Origin of the sequence: Massilia sp. UBA6681, assembly GCF_002454935.1 — a bacterium.
In the GTDB taxonomy this organism is placed as follows: Bacteria; Pseudomonadota; Gammaproteobacteria; order Burkholderiales; family Burkholderiaceae_D; genus Telluria; species Telluria varians.
Map to the genome: position 1 here is coordinate 60517 of NZ_DKJX01000128.1, position 11395 is coordinate 71911.

Genomic DNA, 11395 nt, shown 5'->3' on the forward strand with positions numbered 1-11395 from the left:
GTTGGCGAGGACAGCAGTTCGTGAGGGGCGGGGCGGATGCTAGACTGCGCCTTGTCCTTGAGCGAAGGAGTTGTTTTTGAGAATGCGTCTTTCTGTCCTGATTTCTTTCCCGAAATTTTTGATTCCCTTATCGTTCGCCTGGCTGTTGCTCGCATTCATACTGCCGGCCACGGCAGCCGGTCCCCTGTTTGCGGCCGAGCCCGAGGCCGCGGCCGCGGCGGCGCCCACCCAGGCCGACCTGCTCGGCCGCGAAACGCCGCGTTCGACGGTCTCCGGGCTGATCCGGGCCCTGGCCGAGGGAGACCACGACCGCGCCGCTCAGTACTTCGACCTTCCCGCGAACAGCAGCCGGCAGCGCGCGGCGGCTGCCGCCAGGGCGCGCGAGTTCCAGGCCCTGCTCGACAGCGGCGGCTCGCTGGAGCCGTATGCGGCTCTGTCGAACGACGGTCCCGGCCGCATCGGCGACGAGCTGCCGGTGGACCAGGAGCGCATCGGCGAGATCAGGACCAAGGGCAGGACGATCCCGGTCCTGCTCAGCCGCGGCGAAGAAGAGGGCCTGCAGATCTGGCGCATCTCGCGCGAGACCGCGACCGCGATCGCGGCCGTGGCCGAGAAATCGACCGCCGTCACCGATGCCCAGCGGCCGCAATTCACCGTGGCCGGCGCGCCGCTGGAGGACTGGGGCATGCTGGTGGGCCTGGGCGCGCTGGTCTTCGGCGGGCTATGGATCGTCGCCACCATCCTGGTCGCCCTGATCCGCCGGCTGGTAGCGGACCCCGCCGCCAACGGCGCCTACCGCTTCTTCGAGGCGGCCTTGCCGCCGCTCAGCCTCCTGGTCGCCGTGTTCGTGTTCTTCGAATGGGCCGAACGGCTGCCGGTCGCCATCGTGGCGCGCCAGACCCTGCTGCGCTACACCGGCATCCTGCTCCTGATCGCGTTCGTCTGGTTCGGCCTGCGCCTGCTCGACGCCGTCGCCCAGCTGGCCATCACGCGGATGCAGCGGCGCGGACGGCGCCAGGTGGTCTCGGTCATCGTGCTGGCGCGGCGCACCGCCAAGGTGGTGCTGCTGCTGTTCTTCGCCATCGGCCTGCTCGATACCTTCGGCATCGACGTCACCACCGGCATCGCGGCGCTCGGCATCGGCGGTATCGCGCTTGCCCTGGGCGCGCAGAAGACCGTGGAGAACCTGGTCGGCAGCGTCACCGTGATCGCCGACCGGCCGGCCCAGGTGGGCGACTTCGTCAAGGTCGGCGACGTGATCGGCACGGTGGAAGACATCGGGATCCGTTCGACCCGCCTGCGCACCCTGGACCGTACCCTGGTGACCATCCCGAACGGCGACTTTTCGGCGCGCCAGATCGAAAACTACGCCGCGCGCGACCGCTTCCTGTTCAATCCGGTGATCGCGCTCGACCACCGCACCCCCGCCGCCAGGCTGGCGGAAGCCGCCGGCATCGTCCGCCAGATCCTGCTCGAGCACGACGAGGTCGGCGAAGGTTCGCGCGCGCACCTGGGCCGGATCGGCGAGCGCTCCTTCAATATCGAAGTGTTCGCCTACATGGAGGTGCCGGATTTCGAGGCCAGCGTGCGCACGCGCGAAGCGCTGCTGCTGGCGATCGCCGAGCGGCTCGAGGCGGCCGGGATCGCGCTGGGATTCCAGGCCCAGACGGTGGTGTTCGCGCCGGAGCAGCTGGCGCTCATGCAGGGCGGTGCCGTCGATGATGGCTGTCCTGGGCCTGTCCCGGGTTCGTCGAAGACGTAGAAGCGCAACACGGACTATGTCCGTTTTCGCACGGAAGCGGCGACCGGGCGGCGGTATGCTGGTTTCAAGCCATCAACAGCATTTCACCGAGCATGAAGACGCCGACCACAGCAGCCCAAGGCCCCGCAGCGCAGGATGCGCCGGCAGGCGCCAACGATGGGCGCCGCGCCGCGCCCTTGTCGCTCGCCGCATGGAAGGAATTCGTCAGCGTGGCCAAGCCCTACTGGCTGGGCGAGAAGCGCCGGCAGGCCTGGACCCTGCTGGCCCTGTTGATCGTGCTGATGCTGGTCGAGACCAAGCTGGCCGTGATGCTCAACGAGCAGGCCGGCGAGATGACCTCGGCACTGGCGGGCAGGGAAGACGGCCGCTTCTGGACCGCGGTGCGGGCCTGCCTGATGACGCTGGCGTTCGCGGTGCCGGTCTATGCCTTCTATTACTACATGCGCGACCGCTTCGCCAACCAGTGGCGGCGCTGGCTCACCGGGCGCTTCCTGGACGGCTACCTGAAGGGGCGCACCTACTACCGGCTGGGCGCCGAGGGCGACATCGACAATCCCGACCAGCGCATCAGCGAAGACATCAACAGCTTCACGGGCCGCTCGATCCACTTTTTGCTCATCTTCCTGGGCTCGATCATGCAGCTGGTGGCCTTCAGCACCGTGCTGTGGTCGATTTCGCATCTGCTGGTCGGCGTGCTGGCGGTGTATGCGCTGACCGGCACCGTGGTCGCCCTGTACGTGTTCGGCACCCCGCTGATCCACCTGAATTTCTGGCAGCTGCGGCGCGAGGCAGATTTCCGCTTCAGCCTGATGCGCCTGCGCGAGAACGCTGAGTCGATCGCCTTTTACCGCGGCGAAGCGCAGGAACGGGCCCATATCGACGGCAAGTTCCAGCAGGTGATCGACAATTTCGCACGCCTGATCCGCAAGCAGTGTTCGCTCAACCTGTTCCAGCGTACCTTCAGCCAACTGACCCTGGTGCTGCCCTTCATGATCCTGGCCGATGGCGTGCTGTCGGGCGAGCTGGAAGTGGGGCGGGCGGTGCAGGCGGCCGGCGCCTTCACGGCGGTGCTGGCGGCGGTGGGCGTCATCGTCGACAACTTCGAGAGCCTGAGCCGCTTCGTGGCGGGCATCGGGCGCCTCCAGGCCCTGTCCCGGCTGGTGCTGCCCGAAACAGGATCCGGGGGCACCGCCACGCAGGCGCGCATCCAGACGCGCCAGGGCCAACAGCTGGTGCTGGAATCGCTGACCCTGCACCCGCCGCAATCGGAACGGGTGCTGATCAAGGAGCTGTCGCTCGCCTTGAACCCCGGCGACGCGCTGCTCATCACCGGCGAGAGCGGCTGCGGCAAGAGCTCGCTGCTGCGCGCGATCGCCGGCCTGTGGCACGAGGGCAGCGGCACCATCCACCGTCCGGCCCTGGACCAGTTCTTCTTCCTGCCCCAGCAACCCTACCTGCAGTCGGGCACGCTGCGCAGCCAGCTGCTCTACCCCAGCGCGCATGCCGACCTGAGCGACGCGCAGCTGCTGGACATCCTGCGCGAGGTCCAGCTGCCGCGCCTGGCCGAGCGGGTGGGCGGCCTGGATGCCGTGCACGACTGGGAAAAGCTGCTGTCGGTCGGCGAACAGCAGCGCCTGGCCTTCGCCCGGGTGCTGGTGCACCGGCCGAGGATCGTCATCCTGGACGAGGCGACCAGCGCCCTCGATGCCGCCAACGAGGCCTCGTTGTACGCGCGCCTGCGCAGGGACGGCGCGACCCTGATCAGCATCGCCCACCGCGCCGCGGTGCTGCGCCACCACACCCATGTGCTGTGCCTGAAAGGGGAGGGTGCCTGGGAATTGCATGAAGCGGACAGCTGCGCGATGGGCACGGCGTTCGCCCGCGAGCGCGGCGTCGACGCCGGCGAGGCCCGGGCCTGGCGCGTGCCGGCCGCTGCGGAAACGGGGTGATGATCTTGCCGTGACATGGCCGTACAATGCGTGCATGAGCGAACAGCACGCATCCTTCCGTAGCATGGAGCCGCACGGCCTGGACCAGGCCCTGCAGGATGCGCGGCAGCGCACGCTTGCCTTGTTCGATGCGCTGGCCGGCGCCGGCTACCACGACAGTGCGCGGGTGCCGCGTCTTGCCATCCTCAACCCGCCGCTGTGGGAACTGGGTCATATTGCCTGGTTCGCCGAATGGTTCGTATTGCGCGCAGCGCGCGGCAGCGCGCCGGGCGAGACGAGCGGCGATTCGCTGCTGGCGCAGGCCGATGCCTGCTTCGATTCGAACACCGTGCCGCACGACGCGCGCTGGTCGCTCGCGCTGCCCGCGCCGGCCCGGCTAAAGGACTATTGCCATGAAGTGCTGGAGCGGATCCGCGCGCGCCTGGCGCGCGAGTCCGACGACGATGCCGCCCTCTATCCTTACCGCCTGGTCCTGGCGCATGAGGACATGCATGGCGAAGCGCTTGCCTATACGCTGCAGACGCTCGGCGCGGCCGCGCCGCGCGACGCCGCCGGCCTGGAGGACGAGGTCGGCCCGGCGCGCGCGCAAGGCGAGATCGCCTTTGCCGGCGGCGCGCTGCTGCTCGGCGGGGAGCAGCGGCGCGGCTTCGTGTTCGACAATGAAAAGCAGGCTTTCATGTGCCAGGTCGCGCCGTTCGCGATCGATGCCGGGCTGGTCTCCAACGCGGATTACCTCGCCTTCGTGCACGACGGCGGCTACCGGCGTACCGCCTGCTGGAGCCAGGCCGGATGGGATTGGCTGGCGGCAAACGGGCGCACGGCGCCGCGCTACTGGATGCCGGATAGCGCGGGAGGCTGGCTGGAGCAGCGCTTCGGCGCCTCGATTGCGGTCGATCCCGGTGCGCCGGTGCGTCATGTGAGCCTGCACGAAGCGCAGGCCTACTGCCGCTGGGCCGGGCGGCGCCTGCCGCTGGAACAGGAATGGGAGTTCGCGGCGGCATCAAGCCAACCGGCCTTTCAGTGGGGAGGCTTGTGGGAGTGGACGGCTTCGCCCTTCCTGCCTTATGCCGGCTTCGGTGCGGATCGCTACCGCGAGTATTCGGCGCCGTATTTCGGCAGCCGCCAGGCCTTGCGCGGCGCGTCGTTCGCGACGCCGGCGCGCCTGCGCTCCCCGCATTTCCGTAATTTCTACCAGCCGGAACGCGACGATATCTTCGCCGGCTTCCGCACCTGCGCGGCATGACACCATACCCTTCCGATGCATGATCCGCTGATCCTCGCCATCGACAACGGCACCCAGAGCGTGCGCGCGCTGCTGTTCGACTTGAAGGGGAATATCGTCGCCAGGTCGCAGGTCCCCTTGCTGGACTACCGCAGCGAGCATCCCGGCTGGGCCGAGCACGACCCGGAGGGCTTCTGGCAGGCGCTGTGCCAGGCCTGCCGGCAGCTCTGGACCCAGCCGGGCGCCGACCGCGCCCGCATCGCCGGCGTGGCGGTGACGACGCAGCGCGGCACCGTCATCAACGTCGACCGCGAGGGCGCAGCGCTGCGGCCCGCCATCACCTGGCTCGACCAGCGCCGTACCGATGTGGTGCCGCCGATCGGGCCCTTGTGGCGCACCGCCTTTCGGCTGGCGCGGGTCCACGAGACCATCGATTACCTGCGCGGGGAGGCCGAGATCAACTGGATCCACGCGCACCAGCCCGAGATCTGGCGGGCGACTCACAAGTTCCTGCTGCTGTCGGGCTACCTGAACTGGCGCCTGTGCGGGCGCTTTGCCGATTCCTCCGGTTCGCAGGTGGCCTACCTGCCGTTCGACTACCGGCGCCGCAAATGGGCTGGACGGCGCGACTGGAAATGGCAGGCGCTGGCGGTGGAGCCGCGCATGCTGCCCGAGCTGCAGGAGCCGGGCACGCAACTGGGCAGCATCAGCGCGCAGGCAGCGATCGACACCGGCATCCCTGCAGGCCTGCCGCTGCTGGCCGCGGCCGCCGACAAGGCCTGCGAAGTGATCGGAGCCGGCTGCAGCGCGCCCCACGTCGGTTGCCTGAGCTACGGCACCACCGCCACCATCAACACCACCACCACCCGCTACGTGGAGGTGACGCCTTTCGTGCCGCCGTATCCGGCGGCGATTCCCGGCGCCTACAGCACGGAGGTGCAAGTATTCCGCGGCTACTGGATGGTCAACTGGTTCAAGGAGCAGTTCGGCCACCACGAACAGATGCGCGCCCTGCTGGAAGACGTGGCGCCCGAGCGCCTGTTCGACGAACTGGCCAATGCGGTGCCGCCCGGCTCCATGGGACTGATGCTGCAGCCCTACTGGACGCCCGGCATCCGGGTGCCGGGGCGCGAGGCCAAGGGCGCCATCATCGGTTTCGGCGACGTGCATACCCGCGCCCACGTCTACCGCGCCATCCTGGAAGGGCTGGCGTACGCGCTGCGCGAAGGGAAGGAGCGCATCGAGCGGCGCTCGGGCACCCGCATCACCGAACTGCGCGTGTCGGGCGGCGGCTCGCAGAGCGACGCCGCGATGCAGCTCACCGCCGACATCTTCGGCCTGCCGGTCTCGCTTCCGCACGCGTACGAGACCTCGGGGCTGGGTGCGGCGATCGACGCCGCCGTGGGGCTCGGCCTGTACCCTGACTTCGCGGCGGCGATCGGGGGCATGACGCGGGTAGGCAGGGTGTTCGAGCCGATCGCAGCCAACCGGGCGGTCTACGACCGGCTATACCGCGAGGTTTACCTGGGAATGTACCGCCGGCTGCAGCCGATGTACCGCGACATCGCCCGTATCACGGGTTATCCGCGGCAGGTGTGAGCCGGGCGGGCTAGCGCGCCAGCGCCGTCTGCATCGCTTCCCAGGCATAGCCGCCGCCGACGGCGACCACCCGGTTGCGGCCGGCCGCCTTGGCGTCGTACATGGCGCGGTCGGCGGCCAGGAACAGCGAGCGCATGTCGTCGAACTTGGTCGGCACGAAGGTGGCGGCGCCCACGCTGACGGTGACGAAGTCGGAGGTGCCCGAGCGCGGGTTGGGCACGCGCAGGCGCTCGACGTCGGCGCGGATCGAATCGGCCAGCTTGGCGGCGCCGGCATACGGCGTGTCGGGCAAGAGCAGGACGAATTCCTCGCCGCCGTAGCGCGCCGCCAGGTCGGTGGCGCGCAGCGCATGCGCCTGCACCGTGCTGGCCACGGCCTGCAGGCACTGGTCGCCGGCGGCGTGGCCGAGCAGGTCGTTGTACAGCTTGAAGTGGTCGACGTCGAGCACCAGCAGCGACAGCGGCTTGGCATTGCGGATCGCGCGCTGCCATTCGCGTTCGAGGCAGGCATCGAACTGGCGTCGGTTGGCGATCCCGGTGAGCGGGTCGGCCATGGCGGCGCGCTGCAGCGCGGTCTCGGACTGCTTGTGGTGGGTGATGTCGTGCAGCAGGGCGACGTAGAGCTGCTCGCTGGAAGCCATCGGCGACAGGCTCAGGTCCATTGCGCGCACGCTGCCGTTGGGTTGCTGCAGCAGCACTTCGCGGGTGCCGCGGCAGCGCTCGAGGATGCCCGGCTCATTGCGCCCCTGGCGGTCGAAATAGGCGGCATAGTCGTTCGCGGCCGGTTCGGCCAGCAGGGCGGCCAGGTGCCGGCCGACCAGCTCGGCGCCGCTGTAGCCCAGGCAGCGCTCGCTGGCCGGGTTGGCGTACTGGATGCGTCCATCGTGGCCGAGCAGCATCAGGCCTTCGTCCATGCCCTCGACGATCATGCGCAGGTGCCTGGCCTGCTGGGAGCTGGACTGGCTGGCGGAGCGGAAGTTGAGCTGGGCACGCACGCGGGCGATGACTTCGGGCAGGCGCAGCGGCTTGGCGATGTAGTCGGCGGCGCCCTGGTCGAAACCGGCCACGATGTCCTCGGTCTCGGAGCAGGCACTGACAAAAATGACAGGGATGTCGCTGGTGGCCGGGTTGGCCTTCAGGCGGCGGCAGGTTTCCAGGCCGTCCAGGCCGGGCAGCATGACGTCGAGCAGGATCAGGTCGGGCTGGACCCGCTGGGCGAGATCGAGGGCGCGTTCGCCGGAAATGGCAACGAAGGTGCGGTAACCCTGGCTGCGCAGCATGTCCTGCAGCAGGCTCAGGCTGGCGGGCGCGTCGTCGACGATCAGGATCGCAGCCTGGCGCGCGGGCACTGCGGACTCGAAAGCAGGGTGGTTCATACGGAGAAATCATACCCCGTTCGTCATCGCTTGCGGCAACATTCGTTGCCACAAAAACACAAACAAGGCTGAAATTTGTCCCGGTGTTGTACCGCTACGACCAGTTATGCAACCGCCAATGCATACTGGCGGTTGCACTTGGTGGGTGCTTCGTGGAGTTTACAGCATGTCCTTGATCAGCTTGCCGAGGATGGCAATGCCTTCGCGGATGCGCTCCGGCGGTACGGTCACGAAGGACAGGCGCAGGGTGTTGGTGGCCGGCTCGTTCGCGTAGAACGGCGCGCCCGGAACGAAGGCCACGCGGGCGGCCAGCGACTGGTCGAGCAGTTTCATCGCGTCGATGCTCTGCGGCAGGGTCACCCAGATGAACATGCCGCCTTCGGGCTTGGTCCAGGTCACGCTTGCCGGGAAGTGCTCGGCCATCGCGTCCAGCATCACCTGGCACTGGTCGCCGTACAGCTTGCGGATGGTCGGGATGTGCTGGTCCAGGAAGCCGTCCTTGACCACTTCGTGCACCACCATCTGGGTCAGCTGGGCGGTGTGCAGGTCGGCCGCCTGCTTGGCCAGCTCGAGGCGGCGCACCAGCGGCAGCGGGGCGCAGACGTAGCCCAGGCGGATGCCCGGGGTCAGCACCTTCGAGAAGGAACCCATGTAGATGACGCCGTCCGGGTTCATCGCGACCATCTTCGGCGACGGCTCGCCTTTGTAGCTCAGGGTGCCGTAGGGATCATCCTCGATCAGCGGCAGGCCGAGGCGGGCGCAGGTTTCCACCAATTCCTGGCGGCGTTCGACCGACAAACTGCGACCGGTCGGGTTCTGGAAGTTCGGCAGCGCGTACAGCAGGCGCGCGCCTTGCGCGATCGCGTCGATCGACGACGGCACCAGGCCGTGTTCGTCGGTCTCGACCGATTTGAATTCGGGACGGTAGACCGAGAAGGCCTGCAGGGCGCCCAGGTAGCTCGGGGTCTCGACCAGCACGCGGCTGCCTTCGTCGATCAGGACCTTGCCCAGCAGGTCGAGCGCCTGCTGCGAGCCCGAGGTCATCAGGATCTGTTCAGGCAGGATGCGGCTGCCTTCCGTGGAGAGCGAATTGGCGATCCATTCCCGCAGCGGGCCGTAGCCATCGGTCGGACCGTACTGCAGCGCGACCTTGCCGTTCTCGCTGAGTACCTTGTCGTACGCTTCTTTCATGCGCTCGACCGGGAAGGTGGCCGGCGAAGGCAGGCCGCCCGCGAAGGAGATGATCTCCGGACGCTGGGTGATCTTCAGGATTTCGCGGATGAACGAGCTTTGCAGCTGCTGCGCGCGTTCCGAAAACTGCCACTGGATGGGGTTTGGATTCTCGATTTTCATGCTGTTCTCACAGGACTCTCAGGAAGGGACCGCACGGGTAGTGCCGGACCATTATAAGGCACGCGGGTAGGCGGCCTCGGGATGGACCGGGCCGGGTAGGCCCAGCCCGCGATCGGTACTTTAAACAAATGCAACATCGCTTAAACAAATGTTTAAGCGACAAGGTTTAGGCAACTTCAGCGATCAATTCGATCTCGACGCAGGTGCCGCGCGGCAGCGAGGCGACGCCGAAGGCCGAACGGGCGTGCTTGCCGGCTTCGCCGAAGACTTCGCCGATCAGCTCCGAGCAGCCGTTGGTGACCAGGTGCTGCTCATTGTATTCCGGGGTCGAGGCAACCAGGCTCATCACCTTGACGATGCGCTTGACGCGGTTCAGGTCGCCGCCGACGGCTTCCTGCAGGGTGCCGATCAGGTCGATGGCGACCGAGCGCGCGGCGGCCTGGCCGTCGGCGGTGGTCTTGTCGCGGCCCAAAATGCCCGCGTTCGGCGAGCCGTCGGCGTTCTTGGCGATGTGGCCCGAGATGAACACGAGGTTGCCGGTCTGCACGTACATGACGTAGGCGGCGGCCGGGGTGGCCGGCGCGGCCAGGGTGATGTTCAGTTCTTTGAGTTTATCGTAGACGGACATGGTTTTTGTGACGTTGCAGTGAAAGAAGCCGATATTGTACGTCCACCCGGCGCCGGGGAGCACGTTTTACTGCTGACGCACCGCCATCCGGCGTCCCGCGAACACGACGGCGGCGACCGCCGGCGCGAAGGCGCAGTTGGCCAGGGTCAGCGCCTCGCCCAGCAGCAGGGCGGCGCCCACCAGGCTCATGAAGGGCTGCAGCAGCTGCACCTGGCCGACCCGCGCCACCCCGCCCAGCGCCAGGCCGCGGTACCAGAAGAAGAAACCGATGAACATCGAGATCGCGGTGACGTAGGCAAAGCCGAGCCAGGACGCGGTTCCCACGCCGCCCAGCGCGGGGATCCCATGCCACAGCAGCACCGGAAGCAGGACCGGCGCCGCCAGCACCAGCGCCCAGCAAATGGTTTCCGGCCCGCCCAGGCTGCGCGCCAGGCGGCCGCCTTCGGCATAGCCGACCGCCGCTGCGGCCACGGCGCCGAACACCAGCAGGTCGGCCGGATGCAGGCTGCCGCCGCCCTGGGCCAGGGCGAAGCCCACCACCAGGCTGGAGCCGAGCAGGGCCATGCCCCAGAAGCCGCGTGATGGCCGCTCATGGCCGCGCAGGGCGGCGTACAGCGCCGTCACCAGGGGCAGCACGCCCACCAGCAGGGCGCCGTGCGAGGCAGGCAGGCTGCGCAGGGCGATCGAGGCGGAGATCCTGCGCTCCACCGTCTCCTCGTTGTCGACGATCCACGGCAGGGGGACCAACTGGACGGTGTCCAGTCCGTCCAGGGCGATCAGCTCCTCGTCGGTGAACACACCCATCTGGGCCGGCCCGTCTGCAGCGGCGTCCAGGACCAGGGCCGCACAGATCTGACGGCGGTCCTCGGGGGTGGGGGTGGGCTCGCTCATGGGGTCTCACTTTCCTCGACGAGGGCGGGCTGTGTGCGGACGTCGCGCACTCGCAGTATCGCTCAGCGAGCCGATGGCTCTCAGCCGAACAGGGACGTGAACCCGTCCCCGATCTTGCTGAGCCCGTCGCCGATGGCGCCGGCCGTGTCCTTGATGGCGCCGCCGACGTTGTCCACGACGTTCTTGACGGCCGGCACGTTGTCGTAGAGTGCGCGTCCGATGTCCATCCCGGCGGAGACCACACCGAGTCCCACCCCGATCCCGGCCACGATCGGGGCCGCCGGACCGAACAGCGGCGCTGCCAGGACCAAGCCACCGCTGGCCACGGAAAGACCGCCGGAGACCTTGTCGTACGTATCGCCGTTGTGGATCTGGTGAAGGCCCAGTCCGATGTCGAGGCCGGGCAGGAGCTTGCCGAGACTCTTGGACCCCACCTTCACCCATGGCTTGGTGGCATCGGTGATCTCGTCGAGATGGCTGAGGGCCTTTCCCATCCACTCCTTGCCCGGGATGTTGATGCCGAAGTACTTGCTGATCTTCTGCGGGATGAAGTTGCCCAGCTTCTCCCAGCCCTTGCCATTGAGGATCTCGTCCCAATGCTTCATGGCGTACTTGT

9 protein-coding genes are annotated in these 11395 nt (G+C 68.0%); 4 read left to right on the plus strand and 5 right to left on the minus strand.

Going from position 1 to position 11395, the window contains the following annotated elements; genetic code table 11:
- Nucleotides 1-145 precede the first annotated feature (145 nt).
- The 4 genes from B2R83_RS23835 to B2R83_RS23850 all read left to right on the plus strand — a co-directional run bounded on the left by B2R83_RS23835 (nt 146) and on the right by B2R83_RS23850 (nt 6532).
- Entirely contained in the window at nt 146-1762 is a 1617-nt protein-coding gene (locus B2R83_RS23835; protein ID WP_292045674.1) for a mechanosensitive ion channel family protein, read from the plus strand.
- Nucleotides 1763-1854: 92 nt separating this feature from the next.
- Nucleotides 1855-3711, plus strand: a complete 1857-nt coding sequence (locus tag B2R83_RS23840) for an ABC transporter ATP-binding protein/permease (RefSeq protein ID WP_292045676.1) — start codon at nt 1855-1857, stop codon at nt 3709-3711.
- 34 nt (nt 3712-3745) lie between these two features.
- Nucleotides 3746-4954, plus strand: a complete 1209-nt coding sequence (senA, locus tag B2R83_RS23845) for a selenoneine synthase SenA (RefSeq protein WP_292045679.1) — start codon at nt 3746-3748, stop codon at nt 4952-4954.
- Nucleotides 4955-4969: 15 nt separating this feature from the next.
- Nucleotides 4970-6532 carry an FGGY-family carbohydrate kinase gene (locus B2R83_RS23850; RefSeq protein ID WP_292045681.1) on the plus strand — a complete coding sequence of 521 codons (1563 nt, stop codon included), beginning with the start codon at nt 4970-4972 and terminating at the stop codon, nt 6530-6532.
- Between the two features lie 10 nt (nt 6533-6542).
- On the opposite strand, the gene B2R83_RS23855 is transcribed toward B2R83_RS23850, so the two are convergent.
- From B2R83_RS23855 to B2R83_RS23875, 5 genes are all read right to left on the minus strand, one after another.
- The gene (locus B2R83_RS23855) at nt 6543-7907 is read right to left on the minus strand and encodes a diguanylate cyclase (RefSeq protein ID WP_292045683.1); all 1365 of its coding nucleotides are present in this window, start codon (nt 7905-7907) and stop codon (nt 6543-6545) included.
- Between the two features lie 159 nt (nt 7908-8066).
- Nucleotides 8067-9260 (minus strand): PLP-dependent aminotransferase family protein, encoded by a 1194-nt coding sequence (locus tag B2R83_RS23860; RefSeq protein WP_292045686.1) that lies wholly within the window; start codon nt 9258-9260, stop codon nt 8067-8069.
- A gap of 166 nt (nt 9261-9426) precedes the next feature.
- Entirely contained in the window at nt 9427-9888 is a 462-nt protein-coding gene (locus tag B2R83_RS23865; RefSeq protein ID WP_209586060.1) for a RidA family protein, read from the minus strand.
- Between the two features lie 66 nt (nt 9889-9954).
- Nucleotides 9955-10779, minus strand: a complete 825-nt coding sequence (locus tag B2R83_RS23870; protein ID WP_292045689.1) for a DMT family transporter — start codon at nt 10777-10779, stop codon at nt 9955-9957.
- Nucleotides 10780-10859: 80 nt separating this feature from the next.
- Nucleotides 10860-11395, minus strand: a 536-nt coding sequence (locus B2R83_RS23875; RefSeq protein WP_414674467.1) for a hypothetical protein, incomplete at its 5' end; no start/stop codon positions are given.

What these genes read in the sequence shown, in the direction of transcription:
- B2R83_RS23840 (WP_292045676.1), top strand. Translation starts at nt 1,855, where the DNA reads ATGAAGACGCCGACCACAGCAGCCCAAGGCCCCGCAGCGCAGGATGCG.
- senA (WP_292045679.1), top strand. Translation starts at nt 3,746, where the DNA reads ATGAGCGAACAGCACGCATCCTTCCGTAGCATGGAGCCGCACGGCCTG.
- B2R83_RS23850 (WP_292045681.1), top strand. Translation starts at nt 4,970, where the DNA reads ATGCATGATCCGCTGATCCTCGCCATCGACAACGGCACCCAGAGCGTG.
- B2R83_RS23855 (WP_292045683.1), bottom strand. Translation starts at nt 7,907, where the DNA reads ATGAACCACCCTGCTTTCGAGTCCGCAGTGCCCGCGCGCCAGGCTGCG.
- B2R83_RS23860 (WP_292045686.1), bottom strand. Translation starts at nt 9,260, where the DNA reads ATGAAAATCGAGAATCCAAACCCCATCCAGTGGCAGTTTTCGGAACGC.
- B2R83_RS23865 (WP_209586060.1), bottom strand. Translation starts at nt 9,888, where the DNA reads ATGTCCGTCTACGATAAACTCAAAGAACTGAACATCACCCTGGCCGCG.
- B2R83_RS23870 (WP_292045689.1), bottom strand. Translation starts at nt 10,779, where the DNA reads ATGAGCGAGCCCACCCCCACCCCCGAGGACCGCCGTCAGATCTGTGCG.